15 protein-coding genes and 1 pseudogene are annotated in these 21,774 nt (G+C 62.4%); 5 read left to right on the top strand and 11 right to left on the bottom strand.

All coding sequences use genetic code 11. From position 1 onward, the window contains the following. Window positions 1-50: 50 nt before the first annotated feature. The 3 genes from ASC80_RS20755 to ASC80_RS20745 all read right to left on the bottom strand — a co-directional run bounded on the left by ASC80_RS20755 (window position 51) and on the right by ASC80_RS20745 (window position 3,485). On the bottom strand, window positions 51-1,058 hold the full coding sequence (locus ASC80_RS20755) for an alpha/beta fold hydrolase (RefSeq protein WP_056301498.1): 1,008 nt from the start codon (window positions 1,056-1,058) through the stop codon (window positions 51-53). 14 nt (window positions 1,059-1,072) lie between these two features. Then, complete coding sequence (locus ASC80_RS20750; RefSeq protein WP_056301497.1) at window positions 1,073-2,620, bottom strand: WS/DGAT/MGAT family O-acyltransferase; 1,548 nt, start codon at window positions 2,618-2,620, stop codon at window positions 1,073-1,075. A gap of 64 nt (window positions 2,621-2,684) precedes the next feature. Next, entirely contained in the window at window positions 2,685-3,485 is an 801-nt protein-coding gene (locus tag ASC80_RS20745) for an esterase/lipase family protein (protein WP_056301810.1), read from the bottom strand. Window positions 3,486-3,807: 322 nt separating this feature from the next. On the opposite strand from ASC80_RS20745, the gene ASC80_RS20740 reads away from it, so the two are divergent. Continuing rightward, window positions 3,808-6,510 carry a bifunctional acetate--CoA ligase family protein/GNAT family N-acetyltransferase gene (locus tag ASC80_RS20740; protein WP_056301495.1) on the top strand — a complete coding sequence of 901 codons (2,703 nt, stop codon included), beginning with the start codon at window positions 3,808-3,810 and terminating at the stop codon, window positions 6,508-6,510. 527 nt (window positions 6,511-7,037) lie between these two features. Here the strand turns inward: ASC80_RS20740 and hppD are convergent. Then, the gene (gene hppD / locus ASC80_RS20735; protein ID WP_056301493.1) at window positions 7,038-8,159 is read right to left on the bottom strand and encodes a 4-hydroxyphenylpyruvate dioxygenase; all 1,122 of its coding nucleotides are present in this window, start codon (window positions 8,157-8,159) and stop codon (window positions 7,038-7,040) included. A 135-nt stretch (window positions 8,160-8,294) separates the two neighbouring features. Here hppD and ASC80_RS20730 point away from each other — a divergent pair, with 135 nt between their 5' ends. Next, window positions 8,295-8,762, top strand: coding sequence for an Lrp/AsnC family transcriptional regulator (locus ASC80_RS20730; RefSeq protein ID WP_056301491.1), 468 nt, complete (start codon window positions 8,295-8,297; stop codon window positions 8,760-8,762). Here the strand turns inward: ASC80_RS20730 and hmgA are convergent, their stop codons facing one another. Genes hmgA through ASC80_RS20710 form a run of 4 tightly spaced genes read right to left on the bottom strand, consistent with a single transcriptional unit; the run spans window position 8,763 to window position 12,907 of the window. After that, window positions 8,763-10,109, bottom strand: a complete 1,347-nt coding sequence (hmgA, locus tag ASC80_RS20725) for a homogentisate 1,2-dioxygenase (protein ID WP_056301808.1) — start codon at window positions 10,107-10,109, stop codon at window positions 8,763-8,765. A 2-nt stretch (window positions 10,110-10,111) separates the two neighbouring features. After that, complete coding sequence (locus ASC80_RS20720) at window positions 10,112-11,068, bottom strand: MBL fold metallo-hydrolase (protein WP_056301489.1); 957 nt, start codon at window positions 11,066-11,068, stop codon at window positions 10,112-10,114. A 3-nt stretch (window positions 11,069-11,071) separates the two neighbouring features. Further along, window positions 11,072-11,287, bottom strand: coding sequence for a DUF2783 domain-containing protein (locus ASC80_RS20715; RefSeq protein WP_056301488.1), 216 nt, complete (start codon window positions 11,285-11,287; stop codon window positions 11,072-11,074). Window positions 11,288-11,290: 3 nt separating this feature from the next. Further along, window positions 11,291-12,907, bottom strand: a complete 1,617-nt coding sequence (locus ASC80_RS20710; protein WP_056301806.1) for an FAD-dependent oxidoreductase — start codon at window positions 12,905-12,907, stop codon at window positions 11,291-11,293. Window positions 12,908-12,987: 80 nt separating this feature from the next. Here ASC80_RS20710 and ASC80_RS20705 point away from each other — a divergent pair, with 80 nt between their 5' ends. Further along, window positions 12,988-13,512, top strand: a complete 525-nt coding sequence (locus ASC80_RS20705) for a MarR family winged helix-turn-helix transcriptional regulator (protein ID WP_502690996.1) — start codon at window positions 12,988-12,990, stop codon at window positions 13,510-13,512. A 192-nt stretch (window positions 13,513-13,704) separates the two neighbouring features. On the opposite strand, the gene ASC80_RS20700 is transcribed toward ASC80_RS20705, so the two are convergent. Continuing rightward, window positions 13,705-14,505 carry a crotonase/enoyl-CoA hydratase family protein gene (locus tag ASC80_RS20700; protein ID WP_056301485.1) on the bottom strand — a complete coding sequence of 267 codons (801 nt, stop codon included), beginning with the start codon at window positions 14,503-14,505 and terminating at the stop codon, window positions 13,705-13,707. A 95-nt stretch (window positions 14,506-14,600) separates the two neighbouring features. Here ASC80_RS20700 and ASC80_RS20695 point away from each other — a divergent pair. Continuing rightward, window positions 14,601-15,470 (top strand): annotated as a pseudogene (locus ASC80_RS20695) (SDR family oxidoreductase); the annotation flags it as partial. A 58-nt stretch (window positions 15,471-15,528) separates the two neighbouring features. Further along, complete coding sequence (locus ASC80_RS20690; RefSeq protein ID WP_056301483.1) at window positions 15,529-16,764, top strand: ABC transporter substrate-binding protein; 1,236 nt, start codon at window positions 15,529-15,531, stop codon at window positions 16,762-16,764. Window positions 16,765-16,829: 65 nt separating this feature from the next. On the opposite strand, the gene ASC80_RS20685 is transcribed toward ASC80_RS20690, so the two are convergent. Together ASC80_RS20685 and ASC80_RS20680 are read right to left on the bottom strand one after the other, a co-directional pair. Then, a complete protein-coding gene (locus ASC80_RS20685; protein WP_056301481.1) occupies window positions 16,830-18,089 on the bottom strand; it encodes a Glu/Leu/Phe/Val family dehydrogenase in 1,260 nt (419 codons plus the stop codon). 33 nt (window positions 18,090-18,122) lie between these two features. Continuing rightward, the gene (locus ASC80_RS20680; RefSeq protein ID WP_156464478.1) at window positions 18,123-21,755 is read right to left on the bottom strand and encodes a hydantoinase B/oxoprolinase family protein; all 3,633 of its coding nucleotides are present in this window, start codon (window positions 21,753-21,755) and stop codon (window positions 18,123-18,125) included. Window positions 21,756-21,774: the final 19 nt, after the last annotated feature.

The following is a 21,774-nucleotide window of genomic DNA, read 5'->3' as shown; positions in this document are numbered from 1 at the left end:
TTCGCGGCCGGGTTTTTGCAAAGGGGGACCGCATTGGCGCCGCGCGCGGACTAACCAAAACGCCGGTTGCGCCACTCGATGATCTTGGCACTTACTTCCGCCGGCTGTTCCTGCTGGGTCCAGTGCCCGCTGTTGCGGACGAGGTATTTTTCCAGATCAGGCACCAGCTTTTCCATGCCCTCCGTTGCCGACGGGGGCAGTACCTCGTCGTTCTCGGCCATGATCATCAGCGACGGCACCCGGACCGTATGATCGAGTTCGGCGGAACGCTCCCAGTTGCGCGTCATGTTGCGATACCAGTTGATGCCGCCAGTGAACCCGGACTTCGTAAAGGCATCGACAAAGATCTGCATTTCATCCGGTGACAGGATTTTCTCGCGCGGGTCGAGTTTCGGATCGTAAGCCGCGACCATCTGCGGAAACGCCATATTGAGCTTGGGCGACGCGCCGACGCCGGCGACAGGTGGCCCCTCTCCTGCCTGTTCTGCAGGCCGCTCCTTTCGCCGCATCGGCTTGCGCATGAAAAAATCGAACGCCTGCGCCACGCGGCTATCGAAAATCTTGTCGGCGGTCCGGGCCCGATCCTGAAACTGGGCAATATAGAAATGGTCGCCGAAACGCTTGCGCAAAATCGAAATCGGCTCGGCGGGAGCGCGTGGCGTGTGCGGCGTATTGACGCCGATGACACCGGCGACGCGCGAGGGATAGCGCAGCGGCATCTGCCAGACAATGAATCCGCCCCAGTCGTGGCCGACGAAGATCGCTTTGTCGATCGACAGATGATCAAGCAGCCCGATCAGGTCAGCGGTCAGGTTTTCGATATCATAGGCCTCAACGCTCTCGGGCCGGTCGGTCGACGCATAGCCGCGCTGGTCGGGAGCGATCACCCGGATGCCGGCCTCGCCCAGCGCCTTGATCTGATGCCGCCAGGAGAACGCCATCTCCGGCCAGCCGTGACATAGCACAACAGGCACACCGCTGCTTCCGGCTCCGGCTTCATAGTACCCCATGCGAATGCCATTGGTCGTGGCGAACTGAAGCGGCGGCATCTCAATCATGGGTCGTCTGCACCTTAGCTTGCTGCGCTGGTCCGCACATCCGGCGGAGCATAAGCGGCCGACAGCGTCGCCAGTTCCTCCGGCAGCATATCCGCCAACTCCTGCACATTGGGAATGATGTTCGCGCCGGCGATAAACCCGAAATCGAGTTGGTCGCGATAGCTCTGCACGGTGATATTCAGCACAAGACCATGGGTCGCGATCGACACCGGATAGATATGCAGCAGTTCCGCGCCGACAGCATAAAGCGTCTGACGCGGACCGGGAACATTCGAGATCGTGACATTCGCCGCCGGAGGCAGGACATCGGACAAGTTCGAGCGGCTGTAGAGTAACGCCAGCACCTGAACGACCATCGGCGCACCCAGCATCGAGATGTTGGAGACGGAAGGCATCAGCGCCCGCAACGGATGCGACATCTCCTTCGATTTCACCGACTGCGCGATGATCGCCTCAAGCCGCGCCTTGGGGTCCTCGATGTTCGACGCCAGAGAGCACACCATGCCGAACACCTGATTGTTGGCTTCGGTGTTACCCTCCTCGCGCAATGAGATCGGCACCGCCGCCGTCAGCGACCGGTTCGGCAAAGCCCCGTGTCCGATCAGGTAACGCCGCAGCACGCCGCTCGACAGCGCCATTACCACGTCGTTGAGTTTTCCGCCGGATTGCTTGGCGATTGCCTTGGCCTGCGTCAGCGACACCGAAACACCGGCGAAACTGCGCTCGGACGAGATCGACTTGTTCAGTACAGTCGATGGCGAGATCAGTTGCGCGATATTGTCCCGCGCCTTGGGATCGGAAATCTTTGCGACCATATCCGACACGCTCTTGGCCATCTCGGGAATGCCACCGATAAACTTGATTCCGCTCTCAAGCTGGAACATTGCGTTGTCGAACAGGATGGAGCCGAGGTCGCTCTTGCCGCTCCGCGGCAAGTCGAAAGTCTTGGCTTTCGATGAATCGAGCGGCTGGCGCCACAACTGTCCGTAGGAATCCATCAATTGCGCGGCGATATCGCGCGGCTCGTTGGCGGGCTTGAGACGCGCCGTCGGCGCCGGGACCTCGCGCGGGATCGGCGAAATGTCATAGACCATGCTGGTCAGCGCGGCTCCTGCACCGCCGTCGATGCACGCGTGATGGATTTTCGAGTAAAGCCCGATCTCGTTGTCTTTCATGCCTTCGAAGACATAGAACTCCCACAACGGACGCGCCCGGTTGAGCAGCTTGGCGTGCATCCAGCCGACTGTCTGTTCGAGGATGACGCGGTTCGCCGGCGCCGGCAGGCTGGCGCGAAAGATGTGCCGGTTGATGTCGAACTGCTCATCCTCGACCCAGCTCGGGTGATCGATGTCGATCGGGGTTTTCTGCAAACGAGATTTGAGGATCGGCGCAAGATGCAGCCGCGAGGCGATCATCGCCTTGAAGTCCTCGAAGAAATTTCCGTCGTAGCCGTCCGTGAGCTTGAAGATCGCCATGCTGCCGACGTGCATCGGCATCTCGGGCGTCTCGAGATATAGGAACGATGCGTCCATCGAGGACAGCTTCTTGGCAGCGTGGCTCATTGCGATCCTCCGTCGAACAAACTCACCGTCGCCTTGATGGCGCTTCTTACCGGCAGAAATCTTGTCAGGCGTCGGCGGTCTCCTTTGCGCAATAGGCAAGCGCGAACGGTCCCGCTCGGTTGAATTTTTTGAACTGACCTTCCGCCTGGGCCAGACGATCCGCTACTGCCCACAGGACAGCCGCGTTGACGCCAAGCCCGATGTGGCTGGCGAGCGCCACCTCGATGTTTTCCGCAGTGTCGGATTCACGCACCAGACAGGTCCGCCAGTTGACGATACCGTCGCTGCGCGTGAACAGCGAGGTCGTCGGCACCGGCAGATCGCCGGACAACGCCTGAATATCCTTGATGTCGGAATCCTCTATCGATTCGCCGGACACCATCTCATAGACGCGCTTGGCGTTGGTGGCGGTGATGTCACCGGCGAACGGGCTGCCCATGGTGACGACGTAACGCACCATCTCCGGCATATGCAGCGCGAGATCCCGCGCATAGATGCCGCCTAGACTCCATCCGACCAGGCTGACCTTGCGGCCGGTCGCGGCGTGAACACTGGCCAGAAGTTTCCGCAGCTTCTCCCGCATCCCGTAAACGCCGCCGGTGTTCCGCCCAAGTCCCCACGGATGAGTGGAGAACCCGAGCAAATCGAGGTAGCGCCGCAGGATCAGCGTCGAAACATCGCTGGCGAGCAAGCCGGGCAGCACCAGCACGGGATGGCCATCTCCGCGCGGCGCGGTCAGCAGCGCAGGCGACAACAGCAATGTGGCATTCAGTTCGAACAGGCCACGGCCTTCGGCGAGAAACAGGCCAAGGCCTGGGGGACGAAGGCGACCGCCTGGATGAAGTTCACTGAAAGTCGTTGGCATCAGAGCCTCCATCAATCAGCGACGTCTTCATGTCCGCGCTTCCTTTTGACTGGCAACCCGGCGTCACCGCCGGATGCGGACCTCCAAGTGTCGAGGGAAAATTCGAGCATGTCCAGCGTCATGCGAACCGCCCCGCCGGGGACCCGCGCTAATCCATCATCGAGTGAAATTGCTGCCCTGCACCATAACGATCAACCGCGCGATGCCGCCAAGCCGACGCACCGGACACCCGTATGCGGGATTACGCCTGTGAAATGTCGAAATGGCGCACGGATTTCGTCACTCAACTGAGCTAACCTGCCGCAAATCACCCGGACAATCGATGAGTACCTATCGTCTCGATCATTTCTTTGAACCGCGCTCGATCGCGCTGGTCGGCGCCAGCCCCCGGCCGACCTCGGTCGGCGGGGCGACCATTCGCAACCTGCGCGCGGGCGGGTTCGCTGGCCAAATCCATGTCATCAACCGCAAGTACTCCGAGATCGAGGGCATCAAGACCGTCAGAGATTTCGACGCCATCGCCGCGGCGCCTGATCTGACGATCATCTGCACCCCGCCCTCTGCCGTGCCGGGCGTGGTTAGGAGAGCTGCGGCGCGAGGATGCCCGGCGGCGATGGTCCTCACCGCCGGGTTGGGACAAGGTGCCGGATCATTCTCCGAGGCGGCGGCGCAAACCGCCCGCAAGGCCGGATTGCGGCTGATGGGACCATCGCTCGGCATTCTCGTGCCGCGCGCCAAACTGAATGCCAGTTTCGCCGCGCGTCTTCCCAAGCCCGGCGACCTTGCGCTGATCTCGCAATCCGGCGCCATCGCGTCGTCGATGGTGGAATGGGCCGACAGCCGCGACGTCGGCTTTTCGGTGATTGTCTCGATGAGCGAGAGGCTCGACGTCGATTTCGGCGACCTGCTCGATTACTTTGCTCTTGATAACGGCACCCGCGCCATCCTGCTCTACATTGAGTCCGTCGACGATGCCCGGAAGTTCATGTCGGCGGCGCGGGCTGCGGCGCGGGTCAAACCGGTGGTCGTCATCAAATCCGGCCGCCACTCTCAGGGCGCGCGGGCCGCAGCAACACACACCGGCGCTCTCGCCGGTTCCGATGCAGTCTACGATGCCGCGTTCCGCCGCGCCGGCCTGCTGCGCGTGCTGGACACCGACGAACTGTTTTCCGCCGCCGAGACGCTCGGCCATCTGCAGTCGGCACAAGGCAACCGGCTTGCAATCCTGACCAATGGCGGCGGCCTCGGCGTGCTGGCGGTGGATCGTCTCATCGACCTTGGCGGCGAAGTCGCCGCCCTGTCCGACTCCACCCGTGATGCGCTCGACAAAATTCTCCCACCGGGGTGGTCGCGCGCCGACCCGGTCGACATCCTGGGCGACGCCGATGGTGAACGTTACGCCGCCGCCTGCGCGGAATTGCTCGACGATCCCAAGAACGATGCACTGCTTGCCTTGAACGCGCCGAACACGCTGGCCGCACCGGCTGACTCGGCCAAGGCTGTCGCCGATCAGGTGCAGAAACAACGCCGCACCAAACTGTCCCGCAAGCCGGTGTTCGCGGCATGGATCGGCGATACCGGGGCAGCAGCCACCGCGTTCGGTGCGGCAGGAATTCCTCACTACGCAAGCGAAGCCGATGCGGTTCGCGGCTTCATGCATCTGGTCCGCTATCGTGACGGCCTTGAACTTGCGACCCGAACGCCACCGAGCCTGCCGGAGGATTTCATTCCCGATGCGCCGGCCGCGCGGGTGATTATCGAACATGCGCTGAAGGATGGCCGCAACTGGCTCAATCCGGTCGAAATCACACAACTGTTCGCCGCCTACCAGATCCCGATTGCCTCGGCGACGCTGGCACGCGATCCCGATGAGGCTGCCCGCGCCGCGGAGCCGCTGCTCGCCGACGGCCGCACCGTCGTCGTCAAGATCAGCTCGCCGGACATTCTCAATAAATCCGACGTCGGCGGCGTGCGGCTGAACCTCACCAGCGAACGCGCGGTTCGCGATGCCACCGCGGACATCCTGCAACGCGCGAGGCTGATGCAGCCGCGCGCGCGCATCCACGGCGTCACCGTGCATCCGATGATCCTGCGGGCCAAGGCGCGCGAACTGATCGCGGGCCTTGCCGACGATCCGACCTTCGGTCCCGTGGTCGTGTTCGGCCGTGGCGGCACCGCTGTTGAAGTCATCAATGACAAGGCGCTGGCCCTGCCGCCGCTCGATCTCAATCTTGCGCGCGGGCTGATCGCGCGCACCCGCGTATCGCGAATTCTCAAAGGCTACCGCGATGTGCCGGCTGCCGACGAGAACGCCGTCGCCCTGCTTCTGGTCAAGCTTGCGCAGATGGCCGCCGACCTGCCGGAAATCCGGGAACTCGACATCAACCCCCTGCTCGCCGACACCGACGGCGTGATCGCTGTCGATGCGCAAGCCTCCATTGAGAGTCTGAGCGATCAGCGCCGGGGCTCAAGCCATTATCGTTTCGCGATCCGGCCCTATCCGAAGGAATGGGAGCGCGAGACGACGCTGAGGGATGGCAGTGTCATTCTGCTGCGGCCGGTGCGGCCGGAGGATGAGCATCTCTATCCCGAATTCTTCACCCACGTCACAGCCGAAGACGTTCGCCTGCGCTTCTTCTCGGCGATGAAGGAATTGACGCACGCCTTCATCGCGCGTCTGACGCAACTCGACTACGCGCGCGCGATGGCTTTCATCGCCATCGAGAAATCCACCGGCAAGATGATCGGCGTCGTCCGCCTTCACACCGCCGCCGATTTCGAAAGCGCCGAATATGCCGTGCTGGTGCGCTCCGATCTCAAGGGCATGGGCCTCGGCTGGCAATTGATGCAGATGATGCTGGAATATGCCCGCGCCGAGGGCGTCCGCGCCGTGCGCGGCGAAGTCCTGAGCCAGAACACCACCATGCTGGCGATGTGCCAGCAACTCGGGTTCACCATCACGCCCGATCCAGAGAATTCGGACATTCTCCTGGTCAGCCTGCAACTGGCCGCAAAGCCGGCGTGACGACAGTTCTGCGATGTGGCGAACCGCCCCAATCAATCCTTGGTCATCGTCCCACCGGCTACTAAGATGACAGCTTGCGGAATATCCGACCCTGGAGCGGCCGATCATGTGGCGAGTAGCGATTTCAACCATCATCGCGATGGTCATTATTGTGATCGCGTACTCACGCTACTTTGCGCATTGACGCGGTCATCCATCCCATCAGTTTCGTACGAAAATGATGAATGCGCGGGCCAGGCCCACGCATGATGCATCGTAGTTGAACTTACCTTTGTTCTCTTGCTGTGACCACTTGCTCTATTGTCATCACCAGCCTTGTGCCGGTGATCCCGCTGAGGTGGGCACGTCCGGCCATGACGACCGAGATGCGAGGGCGTATCGCATGTCGCTGCATATTATGATGCGTGATGGCGGGGCTTGACCCGGCCATCCACGTCTTCTCATACCACGTAGGACGTAAAGGCGTGGATCACCGGCACAAGCCCGGTGATGACGATCCGAGAGTGCGAAGCGCGATCCTCTTCCCCTTACGCCGCGCTTTTCGGCACCTGCAACACGCCACGGCGAATCTGATCTTCCTCGATCGACTCGAACAGCGCCTTGAAGTTGCCCTCGCCGAAGCCGTCGTCGCCCTTGCGCTGGATGAACTCGAAGAAGATCGGCCCGATCGCGTTGGCGGAGAAAATCTGCAGCAGCACCTTGGTCATGCCGCCATCGACCACACCCTCGCCGTCGATCAGGATGCCGTTGCTCTGCAGCCGCGCGATGTTCTCGCCGTGGCCGGGCAGGCGCGCGTCGATGCGCTCAAAATAAGTATCGGGCGGCGACGGCATGAACGGCAGGCCGTCCGCGCGCAGCTTCTCGATGGTGCGATAGATATCCTTCACGCCGCAGGCGATATGCTGGATGCCCTCGCCGCGATAGATCTTGAGATATTCCTCGATCTGCCCTGCTTCGCCGGCGTCCTCGTTGATCGGAATCCGGATCTTCCCGTCAGGGCTGGTGAGCGCGCGCGAGAACAGGCCTGACGCCCGGCCTTCGATGTCGAAGAATCTTATCTGACGGAAGTTGAACAGCTTCTCGTAGAAGCCGGTCCACACATCCATGCGGCCGCGATGGACGTTGTGCGTGAGATGATCGAGATAGAACAGCCCCGCGCCTTCGGGACGCGGATTTGTTTCGCCCAGCCATTCGAACTCGGAATCATAGGCCGAGCCTTTCGCCCCGTAGCGATCGACAAAATACAACAGGCTGCCGCCGATGCCCTTGATCGCCGGCACATCGAGGGTCTTCTGTGCGGATGTCACGTCCGCCGCCTCGGCGCCGAGCGCCAGCGCGCGCTCATAGGCCTGCTTGGCATCGACGATGCGGAACGCCATGGATGGCGCACACGGCCCGTGCCTGGCGACGAAATCGAACCCGTGCGTATCGGGCTGTTCGTTGACGAGATAATTGATGTCGCCCTGACGATAGACCGTGATCTTTTTGGCCTTATGCTTGGCGACCGGCACGAAACCCATCAGGCGAAACAGCACATGGAGCTTTTCCGGCTCGAGGTTTGCGTACTCGACGAACTCAAAACCGTCGGTGCCCATCGGATTGTGCTCGGAAATCGTGGCCGGCGGCGCATCGTGCGGAAACGGACCCATGGCGGCTCTCCTGACGGCTGGTGCGAGAATCCTTTATTTGTGAATTGTCCGCCGAAATTCACGCAAAAATCGTGCAAAATTAACCGATTTAGACAATTGTATGCATAATCTACGCATAAAGATTGGGATTTTCGCATGATTTCGCTGGATGGCTTCGACCTCAAAATCCTCGCCGCCTTGCAGGACGATGGACGGCTGACCAATCAGCAGCTCGCCGATGCAGTCGGCCTGTCCGCCTCCCAGTGCTCGCGGCGGCGAATGCGGCTGGAGGAAGAACAGGTGATCGCGGGCTATCATGCCGATCTCGATGGCGAGGCGCTCGGCTTCAACGTGATCGCGTTCGTGCACATCACGCTCGCTACTCACTCGCCGGACAACGCGAAACACTTCCGCGATCTGGTCACCCGCGTCGATGATATTCAGGAAGCTTATTCGCTGACCGGCGACGCGGACTACCTGCTCAAGATCGCGCTGCGCGACCTGAAGAGCCTGTCGGACATCGTCAACAATGTGCTGATGCCGCACGAAAGCGTTGCGCATGTGCGCTCGTCGATCGTGCTCGATCGCCTGAAAACCTCACGCCGCCTGCCGCTGCGCGCGTGATCAGGGCCGGTTCGGATCGAACCGCTTCTCCAGCCCGTTCCAGCAATCGGCGTAGTCGATCTGCAGCGCCGGCGTGGTCGCGCCGTGTTTGGTCACCCGCTGCGGAAAACGCGTCTCGAACATGAAGGCCATCGAGCCGGTCATCTTCACCGGCTTCTGCTCGCCGAAGCTCGCATGATCGAACGCCTGCCGGTCCGGGCCGTGTGGCAGCATGCAATTGTGCAGGCTAATGCCGCCGGGCGTGAAACCCTGCGGCCGCGCGTCATAGACGCCGCAGATCAGACCCATGAACTCGGACATGATATTCATATGGTACCACGGCGGGCGGAAGGTGTTTTCCGCCACCGCCCAGCGTTCGGGGAAGATCACAAAATCGATGTTCGCCGTGCCCGCGGTTTCTGACGGCGATGTCAGCACCGTGAAGATCGACGGATCGGGATGATCGAAGGCAATCGCGCCGACAGGCGAGAATGTCCGCAGATCGTATTTGTACGGCGCGTAGTTGCCGTGCCACGCCACCACGTCGATCGGCGAATGCCCGAGTTTGGTGGAATACAACTGCCCGCCCCATTTGACGAACAGTTCGGTCGGCGTGTCCCTGTCCTCATAGGCCGCGACCGGCGTCAGGAAATCGCGTGAATTGGCCAGACAGTTGGCGCCGATCGGTCCGCGCTCGGGCAGCGTCAGCGCGCCACCGTAGTTCTCGCACATGTAGCCGCGCGCGGGACCGGCCGGCACTTCCAGCCGGAATTTCACGCCGCGCGGAATCACCGCGATTTCCTGCGGTCCGATATCGATGACGCCGAACTCGGTGACGAAGCGCAGCGAGCCCTGCTGCGGCACGAACAGCATCTCGCCATCGGCATTGTAGAAATGCTGATCGACCATCGACGCAGTGATGAGATAAACGTGCCCGGCCATGCCCGCCTGCGTCGCGGCATCGCCCGCCGTGGTGATGGTGTGAATGCCTTCCAGGAACGTCACCGGCCCAGATGGAATCGGCATCGGGTCCCAGCGCAACTGGCTGATCGGCATGTCGTGTTCGAGGCACGGCGCGGTGCGCCACAGCCCGATGTCGGCCTTGGTAAAGTGACCGGAATGCAGCACCGACGGGCGGATGCGATAGAGCCACGAGCGCTCATTGGCGCCGCGTGGCGCGGTGAAGGGCGAGCCGGAGAGTTGCTCGGCGTAAAGCCCGTAAGCGCATTGCTGCGGCGAGTTACGGCCGATGGGCAGCGCGCCGGGCAGCGCCTCGGTCTCGAAGCTGTTGCCGAAGCCCGACATATAACCGGGCGTGATGCCGACGCGAGCAGCATTCATCGTATCCGGAGACGAATTGATGTTCATGGTCATGCTCCCTGGAGGGTTGCCCACATCTCGCGGTCGCGCTCGGCGGTCCAGATCACCGGATCGTCGATGCCCGACGCCTCGTCGAACGCGCGCGACACATTGAACGGCAGGCAGTGCTCATAGATCGCGAACGACGAGAATTTCGGATCCATCACCTCGCGTGTCGCTGCCATGGTCTCTTTCAGTCCCCGCCCCCGCGCCACCGAGGTTTCCGCCGTGCCGTAGAGCGAGGTGACGAAATCACGGGTCATGGCAATGGCATCACGCGTGGTCGAAAGGCCCTTCAGCGCATCGCCGCGCCCCGGCGCGATCGCCTTGGGGTTGAAAGCGCGGATTTCGTTGAGCGTGATCGGCCATTCGCGCAGCATCGCGTCCCCGCAATAGCAGGCGGAGTGATATTCGATCAGGTCGCCCGAAAACATCACTTCGGCGTCCGGCACCCAGGCGACGATATCGCCCGAGGTGTGCCCGGCGCCGAGATGCATCAGCCGCACCTCGCGTTTGCCGAGATAGATCGTCATCTCGGTCTCGAACGTCAATGTCGGCCAGGTCAGCCCGGGAATGCTTTCGGCGTCGCGGAACAGGCGCGGAAAGCGCCCGAACTCGGAATCCCAGTCCTGCTGGCCGCGTTCCTCGACCAGACGACGGGTTTCCTGCGAGGCAATAATGCCCTCCGCCTGATAGGCCGATGCGCCCAGCACGCGCACCGCGTGATAATGCGACAACACCACGTACTTGATCGGCTTGTCGGTGACCGCTCGCGTGCGTGCGATGACGTCCTTCGCCATCGCGGGTGTCGCCTGTGCGTCGAATACGATGCAGCCATCGTCGCCGACGATGATGCCGGAATTCGGGTCGCCCTCCGCGGTCATCGCATAGAGATCAGGACCGATCTCCGAGAATGTGACCTTCTTTTCCGAAAGATCGCTGGTCGATGCAAAGCCCTTGGTGGTCATTCTTTATCCTTCGGTGGTCTGATTGGCGGGAAGATGGCGTTTCGCGAGTTGAATGGCCTCGCGCAGAATCCCGATATCACCGATATGGTTGGCGAGGATCAGCACCAGCGCGGTGTCGAGCGCGGCGCTGGCCTCGTCGTTCAGGCCGCGATGGGCCTCGACGAGGGCGCGATACGCCGTATCGGGATCGGCGAAATTCGATGTGGTCGAGAGTGTCATGGTCTAACCTTGAGTCCGGCCGCTGGCCCGCGCGATTGCCGCTGCGATCGCGGCACGATCCGGTTTCCTGAAGCGCGCGGCGACGTAACCATCCGGCCGCAGCAGATAGGCCGCGCCTGGCGTCATGTCATAACGTTTGGCGAACAGTCCCGTTTCATCGGCCAGCGGCGAGCCCCCGCCAACACGGATGCTGCCGACGCCTTCCGGTACGTCGAGCGCCGCGCCGTTGGCCGCCTCTAGCACCGTAAAGCCCTGCCCGGCGCGCATGAATTGCTCGGTCAGGAACGTCGATCCGTCACCGCCATGCAACGGTGCGTCAGTCATGTGCGCACCCGGCAGCGGTCCAGCCGACCACTGATCGCAATCGGCGGTCGACAGCGGCGTGCGATAAACCGACGGCACCGACAACCGCCCGCCATTGACCATCCGCTTGGCGAAATCGGTATCCTTCGCAAGCTGCAGCGCTACCTGACGCATCCGGCGTTCCTGTCGTGAATGCGGCGCTATGAAATCGGTCGAGCGCGTCGAAGCCTGAATGTTCTCGTCCGCCGCCGCACTGCGCTCGATGTTGTAACTCTCCAGCAGCGAACCCGGCGCGACGCCGCGCAAAACGAGATCGAGTTTCCACGCCAGATTCTCGCCGTCCTCGAGACCGGAATTGGCGCCCCGCGCGCCGAACGGCGACACCTGATGAGCCGCGTCACCTGCAAAGATCACACGCTCATGCAGAAAGCGCTGCATCCGCCGGCATTGGAACTTGTAGATCGAGATCCATTCGAAATCGAACTGGCTATGACCGAGCATCCGCTCGATCCGTGGCCGGACATTCTCCGGCCGCCGCTCGACCGTTGGATCGGCGTCAGGGCCCAGTTGCAGATCGATGCGCCAGACATCATCCGGCTGGCGATGCAGTAACGCCGACTGGCCGGAATGAAACGGCGGATCGAACCAGAACCAGCGTTCGGTCGGAAATTCCGCCGTCATCTTGACGTCGGCGATCAGGAACTGGTCCTCGAAGATCTCGCCGGAAAATTCCGCGCCGACCAGGCCACGCAGCGCCGAGCGCGCGCCATCGCACGCCACCACGAATTCAGCGGCGACGCGATAAGGCCCGTCCGGCGTCTCGATGGTCAGCACAACATGATCGTTGTGCTGCGCCACGCCGGTGACCTTGTTACGCCAGCGCAGGTCGATCTCCGGCAATTCGTGGACGCGATCGACCAGATAGGCTTCGGCGTAATACTGCTGCAGGTTGATGAAGGCCGGCATCTTGTGGCCGGCTTCTGGCAGAAGATCGAACTGATAGACCATGGCGTCGCCAAGGAAGATCTTGCCGACCTTCCACACCACGCCCTTCTCCACCATGCGCTCGCCGACGCCGAGGCGATCCCACACTTCGAGCGAACGCTTGGAGAAACAGATCGCGCGCGAGCCGTCACCGATGCGGTCGGAATCGTCGAGCACGATGACACGCTGTCCGCGCTGCGCGAGATCGATCGCCAGCGACAGGCCGATCGGCCCTGCACCGACCACGATCACCGGATGACGCGCGGGCTCCTTGCCCGGAACATCCTGATCGGGATGGCGGCGATAGCTGAACTGCGCCTGCACCTGCGGCATCTGACAGCCCATTCCTTTGTCGATTCCCGGGACGCCTTCACCCGAAGCGGTTGCCCGCCGGGCGCGGCTGATATAGTTTCATTTGCAACTATCTAAACGCCGCTGGCCTCTGGTCGTCAACCCGTTTTGGATACCCTTTGGACCGTCTCGACCTGTTCCGTTTCACCCCGTTCCGGCTCAACCGGCTCGCCGCCGAGGTCAGCGCGGCGCTGGCGAGTGAGTACCGCGAACGCTACGGGCTCGACGTTCCCGAATGGCGGGTGCTGGCGACGCTCGGCGCCCGCGACGCGCCCTGCACCGCGCAATATATCTCGCATTGCACCCGCACCCACAAGTCGACTATCAGCCGCGCGGTCACATCACTGATGAAGCGGAAGCTGATCGCGCGCATCGCGCACGAAAACGACGGCCGCGCCTTCGCCATCGGCTTCACCGCCAAGGGCCGCGCGCTCTATGACGAGCTGGTGCCGCATTTGTTGCGCAAGGATCGCGACATCATGTCGTGCCTCACGGCAGACCAGCGCAAACAATTCGCGGCCGCGCTGACCACGATCGAGAAGAGCCTTGAACTGGTTCAAACTGCGGAAGGTCCGGAACCATACTGAGCTGTCACTTCTCCCCCTTTACGGGAGAGAGAATGACTCGCACTCGATCTCACGCTTGGCGGCGCCTGGAAGGATGAGGCCGCGCTGACGATAGATCATGGCCTCATGGTTCGAGACGGCGCTTTCGCGCCCCTCATCGTGAGGAACAAAATTTCGCCAGTAGCGCTATCGTGCATCAGAAAAACGCAGCACTCACACATCCGTAAAACGCGGCGCGCGCTTTTCCAGATTGGCGCGTACGGCTTCCGTCTGGTTGGGCGATCCCATCAGCTTCATCTGCTCGACTGATTCCGCCAGCAGCGCCGGACCGGGATCGACAGACAGATTGTTCAGCATCCGCTTGCAGGCGCGGACCGCGTCCGGACTTTTGTTGGCGATCTCGCGCGCCACCGCCAGCGCCACGGTGCGCGGATCGTCGCAGATCTGCGTCGCGAGACCGTAGCCCAGCGCTTCCTGCGCCGAGAAGATGCGCCCGGTGAAAGTCAGTTCCCGCAAAATGTCATCGCGCACCAGGCTGGCGAGAATCGGCGTTCCGGCCATGTCAGGCACCAGCCCCCATTTGATCTCCATGATCGAAATCCGCGCATCCGGCGCGACAAAGCGCATGTCGGCACCGAGCGCGAGCTGGAACCCGCCGCCGAAAGCAACGCCATGAACGGCGGCGATCACCGGCACCGGCAACTGCCGCCAGCCCCACACCGCCTGCTGGGAATGATTGGCCAGACCATGCGTGCGCGCTGCGAGGTCGCGCAGACCCGCCGCGCCGCCCTTGTCGCCCATTGCGGCGAAACGCCCCATGTCGAGACCGGCGCAAAACGCCCGGCCCTCACCTGACAACACCACGGCGCGCACACCCTTTTCGGTGGCGAGACGCGCGGAAGTGTCGACCAGCGCCTCGAACATCGCCGCGTCGAGAGCATTCACCTTGTCCGCACGGACCAGCCGCACGTCGGCGACGCCATCCGAAATCGAAACCGAAACCCGATCATCCATGTGCCGCATCCTCCGCGCGTGGCCGTTTGTGCCTTTACAGAGATAAAGCGTCCTGATTTGATTAATCAACTAACTAATTTCCGGGAGGAACAGCGATGTACACGGACCGTCTTCTCGCCGGCAGGCGCATTCTCGTCACCGGCGGCGGCACCGGCCTCGGCAAATCCATGGCCGCCCGTTTTCTTCAACTCGGCGCCGAAGTCCACATCTGCGGCCGCCGCAAGAGCGTCTGCGACGACACGGCCGCCGAACTGATGAAGGCCCACGGCGGCAAGGTGACAAGCCACGGCGTCGATATTCGTGATGCCGCGGCCGTCGACGCCATGATCGAAGCAATCTTCGCCGACGGGCCGCTGACCGACCTCGTCAACAACGCCGCCGGCAATTTCATCTCCCGCACCGAGGATCTGTCGCCGCGCGGCTTCGACGCGGTCGCCAATATCGTGATGCACGGCACGTTCTACGTCACCCAGGCCGTCGGCAAGCGCTGGGTCGCAGGCAAGCATCGCGGCAACGTGGTGTCGATCGTCGTGACGTGGGTGCGCAACGGCAGTCCCTATGTCGTACCCTCCGCGATGAGCAAGGCGGCCATCCATGCCATGACCATGTCGCTTGCGACCGAATGGGGCCGCTACGGCATTCGCCTCAACGCCATCGCGCCTGGCGAAATTCCCACCGAAGGCATGAGCAAGCGGATCAAGCCCGGCGACGAGGCTGGCGCCAAGACCATCGCCACCAATCCGATGGGCCGGGTCGGCACCATGGAGGAACTGCAGAACCTCGCAGTGTTTCTGATCTCCGGCGGTTGCGACTGGATCAACGGCGAGACCATCGCCATGGACGGCGCGCAGGCGCTGGCGTCGGGCGGCAACTTCTACAATCTGCGCGACTGGAGCGATGCGGACTGGAATGCCGCGCGCGACGCCATCAAGGCGCAGAACGAAAAGGACAAGGCGAAGCGTGCAACCTCACCTTCGCCTGAACAAGAAACGGCAACAGGGAAAACCAAAAGGAGCAGACTTGATGCGTTTTGTGAAATCGATCGTTGCGGCTGTCGCCGCCGGAGGCCTCGTACTTGCCGCCACCAGCGGCGCCTGGGCGCAAAAGAAATACGATACCGGCGCGACCGACACCGAAATCAAGATCGGCAACATCATTCCTTACAGCGGCCCGGCGTCAGCCTACGGGTCGGTTGGCAAGGCGATGGCCGGCTACTTCAAGAAGATCAACGACGAAGGCGGGATCAACGGCCGGAAGATCAATTTCATTTCCTATGATGACGCCTACAGCCCGCCGAAGGCGGTCGAGCAGACCCGCAAGCTGGTCGAAGGCGACGAAGTCCTGCTTCTGTTCGGCGCACTCGGCACGCCGTCGAATACTGCAATCCAGAAATACATGAACGCCAAGAAGGTGCCGCAACTTTTCCTCGCCACCGGCGCCACCAAGTGGAATGACCCCAAGCACTTCCCGTGGACCATGGGCTGGCTGCCGAGCTACCAGAGTGAGGCGCGCATCTATGCGAAGTACATCCTGAAAGAAAAGCCCGACGCCAAGATTGCGGTGTTCTATCAGAACGACGATTTCGGCAAGGACTACGTCAAGGGGCTTCAGGACGGCCTCGGCACCAAGAAATCCATGATCATCGCCGAGGAAAGCTACGAGCTGTCCGAGCCGACGGTGGATTCCCACATCGTCAAGCTGAAGTCGCTCAACCCCGACGTTCTCTTGGTCTTCACCACGCCGAAGTTTGGCGCGCAGACCATCAAGAAAGTCGGCGAACTCAACTGGAAGCCGACCATCATCATGACCAACGTCAGTGCCTCGACTGCGACGGTGATGAAGCCGGCCGGGTTCGAGAACGCGCAGGGCGTCATTTCGGCCGCCTACGCCAAGGATACCTCAGACCCGCAGTGGAATGACGATCCGGGCATGAAGGACTACAAGGCGTTTCTCGCCAAGTATGTGCCTGAGGTCAACGTTGCCGACAGCTCGGCGGTCACCGGCTACAACATGGCGCAGACCATGGCAGCGGTACTCAAGCAATGCGGCGACGACCTGACCCGCGCCAACGTCATGAAGCAGGCGGCGTCGATCAAGGGCCTGCAACAAGGCGGCCTCCTCCCCGGCGTGCTGATCAAGACCAGCGCTACCGACTTCTCCCCAATCGAGCAGTTGCGCCTGATGCGCTTCAAGGGCGAACGGTGGGAGCTGTTCGGTGACGTCATCGACGGCGAAACCGGCGGCGATCATCGTCACTGACGCCAGCATGACGTGACTTTTGGCGAGGCGGACCGGACCGGTTCGCCTCGTTTTTCGTTTCGACCTTATGGAAACAGTCCCCGCGTCGTTTTGGCGGCGCGGACCTTCTCCACGCCGATCGCCATCGCGGCCGTGCGATGCGAGACCTTGTCGCGTTTCGCCCGCGCCACCATCTGGTCGAAGGCGCGATCGAGGATCTTATACTCGCGGTGCATCACTTCTTCCTCTTCCCAGAACAACTGCTGCAGGTCCTGCACCCACTCGAAATAGCTGACCACCACGCCGCCTGAATTGCATAGGATATCGGGGATCACGAAAATCGCGTCCTGACGTTGTTCGAGCACCAGATCGGCATCCGGCGTGGTCGGCCCGTTGGCGCCTTCCGCCAGAATACGGCATTGGAGCTGCGCCGCGACTTTCGCATCGATCACACGCTCGGTGGCCGCCGGCACCAGCACATCGCACGGCAGTGTCAGCATCCCGACCGGATCGTATTGGAGCTCGTTGGAGTAACCGGCGAGGCTGCCATGCTTTCCGACATGCGCGACCAGCGCCGCGACATCCAGTCCCTTGGCATCGTACAGCGCACCGGTGTGGTCGCTGACCGCGATGATCTTCACGCCGAAGCTCGCCAGTTCGATCGCGGTGTAGGAGCCGACATTGCCAAACCCCTGAATGACCGCAGTGGCATCGTTGAAATTGATCGACTTCAGGCCGAGCACGCGCCGCGCCAGATAAGCCACGCCCCTGCCCGTCGCTTCGCGCCGCCCGAGCGTGCCGCCGGATGCGACCGGCTTGCCGGTAACGATCTCGGTAACGGTCTTGCCCTGATACATGGAATAAGTGTCCATGAACCACGCCATCACCTGCTCGTTGGTGCCCATGTCCGGCGCCATCACGTCGGTATGCGGGCCGACGAACGGAATCATCTCCTGCATGTAGCGGCGCGACAGCCCTTCCAGCTCTGTGCGCGACAGGCTGGTGGGATCGACATGGACACCGCCCTTCGCGCCGCCATAGGGCAAGCCGACCAGCGCGCACTTCCAGCTCATCCAGATCGCCAGCGCCGCCACCTCCCCGAGATCGACGCTGGTCGCAAAGCGCGTGCCGCCCTTTGTCGGCCCGAGTGTCAGGTGATGCTGAACGCGATATCCCTCGAACACCGCGATGGTGCCGTCGTCGCGATGGATCGGGCACGAGACGGTGACCGATCGCTTCGGCATCAGAAGACGCGCGCGTTCATCGTGCGGGATCGACAGATGATCGGCGATCACCCCGAACTGGTTCACCGCCATCTCGAAAACCGGGCCGCTATAGACTGTCATAGTTTCCCTCGTTGTACGCACATCAATCCGCCGTCAGCCGCGGCGTTCCTTCACCGGGCCGAATCCGCCGCCGGTCGGCGTCACGATCGTCACCGCATCGCCGGGATCGAGTACCGTGCTGGCACAGCCTGCGAGCTGCTCGACCTTGCCGCCCCGGCGCACGAGGTTTTGACCGGCCTCGCCCGGTTCTCCGCCGGACAGGCCGAACGGCCGGACGCGGCGGTGGCCGGACAGAATTGCGCACTCCATTGTGGTGAGAAAACGGATGGTCCGTCGCGTGCCGTCGCCGGCGTTGTGGCGGCCCTTGCCGCCCGAGCCGCGGCAGATGGTGAACTCCTCGAGCACGACCGGAAACCGGGTTTCCAGGATTTCCGGATCAGTCAGGCGCGAATTGGTCATGTGGGTGTGAACGCCCGACGCGCCGTCGAAACCGGGACCGGCGGGCGCGCCGGAGCAGATCGTCTCATAGTACTGGTAGCGATCATTGCCGAAGGTCAGGTTGTTCATGGTGCCCTGCGCGCTGCCGAGCGTCCCGAGCGCCCCGAACATGCAGTTGGTCACCTCCTGGCTGACCTCGACATTGCCCGCGACCACTGCCGCCGGATAGCGTGGCGCCAGCATCGAGCCTTCCGGCACGATCAGGTTGATCGGCCGCAGACATCCCGCATTCATCGGGATGTCGTCATCGACCATGACGCGAAAGACATAGAGCACGGCGGCACGCGTCACCGGCGCCGGTGCGTTGAAATTGTCCGGCCGCTGAGGGCTGGTGCCGGTGAAATCCACCGTCGCTTCGCGCTTCGCCTTGTCGACCGTGATCTTCACCTTGATGACCGAGCCCTGATCGATCTCGTAAGTAAACTCCCCGTCCGCGAGCTGATCGAGCACCCGCCGCACGCTCTCCTCGGCGTTATCCTGCACGTGGCCCATATAGGCGGTCACGACGTCAATGCCGTGGTAAGCGATCATCTTGCGCAGCTCGGCGACGCCCTTCTCGTTAGCGGCGACCTGCGCTTTGAGGTCGTTGATGTTCTGCACGGCGTTGCGGACCGGGTATTTCGCCTTGGTCAGAAGATCATGCAACTCCTGCTCGCAGAACCGGCCGCGATCGATCAGCTTGAAATTGTCGATATAGACGCCCTCCTCCTCGATCGTCGTCGCAGTCGGCGTCATCGATCCCGGCGCAATGCCGCCGATATCGGCGTGATGACCGCGACTGGCGATCCAGAACAGGATGCTGGCGTTGGCTTCATCGAAAACCGGCGTGCAGACCGTAATGTCCGGAAGATGAGTGCCGCCGTTGTACGGCGCGTTGATCGCAAACACATCGCCCGGATTGATCTGCGCGTTTTGCGCGATCACGGTCTCGACCGACTTGTCCATCGAGCCGAGATGCACCGGCATGTGCGGCGCATTCGCCACCAGCGCGCCGGCCGAATCGAAAATCGCGCAGGAGAAATCCAGCCGCTCCTTGATGTTCACCGAGTACGCCGTGTTCTGCAGCGTGACGCCCATCTGCTCGGCGATCGACATGAACAGGTTGTTGAAGATTTCCAGCATCACCGGATCGGCGCTGGTGCCGACGGCCGCTTGCGCCCGCATTGCTACTGCCCGCGACAGCACCAGATGATCGCGCACCGTGAGATGAGCTTCCCAGCCGTCCTCGATCACCACGGTTTGGTTGGGTTCGATGATGATCGCCGGTCCTGGCACCTTGTGGCCGGGCCGCAGCGCTTCGCGGAGATAAACGCGGGCGTCGTGCCAGCATCCCTGACTGAACATTCGTGTCCAGCGCGCGGCGGCCGGTGAACCGGTCGCTATTTCAGATGTCTCGTATTCCTCGAACTGCGCAGCGCCGCCGATCGCTTCGACGGAGACCGCCTCGATTACCAGCGGTTTCGTCGGATCAACGAAGCCGAACCGCGCCTTGTGAGCCTTGAGAAACGCATCGCGCAATCCGGCACGATGGTCGCTCACCTCGCCGCCGCTGATCCGATAGTCGAGCGCCAGAATTTCCAGCGCCGTATCGGTACCGGCGTAACGGATATGCGCAGCTACCTTGACGGCGATGGCATCGGCGCGAACGCCCTGAAGCGTCAGTTCCGACGCGCAGGTCTGCCCCAAGCGCGTGCCGATATCCTTTAGTGGCGCGAGTGCCTCATCCAGCGGAAGATCAAGCGCCTGCACGCGCGTGGCGCGAATGTCGGCGAGGCCCATTCCATAGGCCGACAGCAATCCGGACATCGGATGCAGCAGCACTTTCTTCATCCCGAGCGCATCGGCGACGAGGCAGGCGTGCTGCCCGCCCGCGCCGCCGAAGCAATTCAGCGCATAGGCGGTGACATCATAACCGCGCTGTACCGAAATCTTCTTGATTGCTTCCGCCATATTGGCGACCGCGATCTTGATGAAGCCGTCCGCGACTTCCTCAGGCGTCCGCCCGTCGCCGATCGTGCGCGCCAGTTCCGCGAACTTGTCGCGCACGATCTCCGCATCGAGCGGCTGATCCTGTTTCAGCCCGAAGATCGGCGGAAAGAAATCCGGGATCAGCTTGCCGATCATGACGTTGGCATCGGTCACCGCCAGCGGCCCCCCGCGCCGGTAGCAGGCCGGGCCGGGATTGGCGCCGGCGGATTCGGGCCCGACGCGAAACCGCGAACCGTCGAACTGGAGCAGCGATCCGCCGCCGGCCGCGACGGTGTGGATCAGCATCATCGGCGCACGAATCCGCACCCCCGCGACCTCGGTCTCGAAAGCGCGCTCGTACTCGCCGTTGAAATGCGCGACATCAGTCGACGTGCCGCCCATGTCGAAACCGATGACCTTGGAGAAATGAGCCGCATGCCCGGTGCGCGCCAGCCCGACCACGCCGCCGGCCGGTCCTGACAAAATCGCATCGCGGCCCTGGAACATCTGCGCCGCGGTCAATCCACCGGACGACATCATGAACATCAGGCGGATGCCGGTTCGCTCGATGTCGAGTTCATCCGACACCTGCGCCACGTAACGCCGCAGGATCGGCGACAGATAGGCATCCACCACCGTGGTATCGCCACGGCCGACGATCTTGATCAGCGGTGAGACATCATGGCTTGCGGAGACCTGCGTGAAGCCGATTTTTGTCGCCAGCGTGGCGAGCACCTTTTCATGCTCCGGATAGCGATAGCCATGGACCAGCGCGATCGCGACAGCGCGGATGCCGTCGGCGAAGGCCGCGCGCATCGGTGCTTCGATCGTTGCCGGGTCGAGCGCCTGCTCGATTGTGCCATCGGCACGAACGCGCTCATCGGCTTCCAACACACGCTCGTAGAGCTGGTCCGGCTTGATGATATTGCGGGCGAAGATCTTGCGGCGATCCTGATAACCGAGTTCGAGTACATCGCGGAACCCGCGCGTGGTCACGAACAAGGTACGGTCGCCCTTGCGCTCCAGAAGCGCGTTGGTGGCGACTGTCGTCCCCATCCGCACCTCGTCGATCACATTGGCGGGGATGGGATCGGCTGGCGCTAATCCGAGATGTGCGCGGATGCCGGCGACGGCAGCGTCGCGATAAGCGCCGGGGTTTTCCGACAGCAACTTGCGCGCATGAAGGCCGCCCTGCGGATCGCGCCCGATGATATCGGTGAACGTGCCACCCCGATCCACCCAGAAATTCCACCGCGACATCTCGTCTTTCTCCATCGTC

The sequence above is a fragment of the Afipia sp. Root123D2 genome, from assembly GCF_001425835.1.
In the GTDB taxonomy this organism is placed as follows: Bacteria; Pseudomonadota; Alphaproteobacteria; order Rhizobiales; family Xanthobacteraceae; genus Afipia.
This window is presented reverse-complemented; position numbering and strand designations above follow the sequence as displayed.

What these genes read in the sequence shown, in the direction of transcription:
- ASC80_RS20750 (WP_056301497.1), bottom strand. Translation starts at nt 2,620, where the DNA reads ATGAGCCACGCTGCCAAGAAGCTGTCCTCGATGGACGCATCGTTCCTA.
- ASC80_RS20700 (WP_056301485.1), bottom strand. Translation starts at nt 14,505, where the DNA reads ATGGATGATCGGGTTTCGGTTTCGATTTCGGATGGCGTCGCCGACGTG.
- ASC80_RS20710 (WP_056301806.1), bottom strand. Translation starts at nt 12,907, where the DNA reads ATGCCGCAGGTGCAGGCGCAGTTCAGCTATCGCCGCCATCCCGATCAG.
- hmgA (WP_056301808.1), bottom strand. Translation starts at nt 10,109, where the DNA reads ATGAACATCAATTCGTCTCCGGATACGATGAATGCTGCTCGCGTCGGC.
- ASC80_RS20755 (WP_056301498.1), bottom strand. Translation starts at nt 1,058, where the DNA reads ATGATTGAGATGCCGCCGCTTCAGTTCGCCACGACCAATGGCATTCGC.
- ASC80_RS20690 (WP_056301483.1), top strand. Translation starts at nt 15,529, where the DNA reads ATGCGTTTTGTGAAATCGATCGTTGCGGCTGTCGCCGCCGGAGGCCTC.
- ASC80_RS20730 (WP_056301491.1), top strand. Translation starts at nt 8,295, where the DNA reads ATGATTTCGCTGGATGGCTTCGACCTCAAAATCCTCGCCGCCTTGCAG.
- ASC80_RS20680 (WP_156464478.1), bottom strand. Translation starts at nt 21,755, where the DNA reads ATGTCGCGGTGGAATTTCTGGGTGGATCGGGGTGGCACGTTCACCGAT.
- ASC80_RS20715 (WP_056301488.1), bottom strand. Translation starts at nt 11,287, where the DNA reads ATGACACTCTCGACCACATCGAATTTCGCCGATCCCGATACGGCGTAT.
- ASC80_RS20720 (WP_056301489.1), bottom strand. Translation starts at nt 11,068, where the DNA reads ATGACCACCAAGGGCTTTGCATCGACCAGCGATCTTTCGGAAAAGAAG.
- ASC80_RS20745 (WP_056301810.1), bottom strand. Translation starts at nt 3,485, where the DNA reads ATGCCAACGACTTTCAGTGAACTTCATCCAGGCGGTCGCCTTCGTCCC.
- hppD (WP_056301493.1), bottom strand. Translation starts at nt 8,159, where the DNA reads ATGGGTCCGTTTCCGCACGATGCGCCGCCGGCCACGATTTCCGAGCAC.
- ASC80_RS20740 (WP_056301495.1), top strand. Translation starts at nt 3,808, where the DNA reads ATGAGTACCTATCGTCTCGATCATTTCTTTGAACCGCGCTCGATCGCG.
- ASC80_RS20685 (WP_056301481.1), bottom strand. Translation starts at nt 18,089, where the DNA reads ATGACAGTCTATAGCGGCCCGGTTTTCGAGATGGCGGTGAACCAGTTC.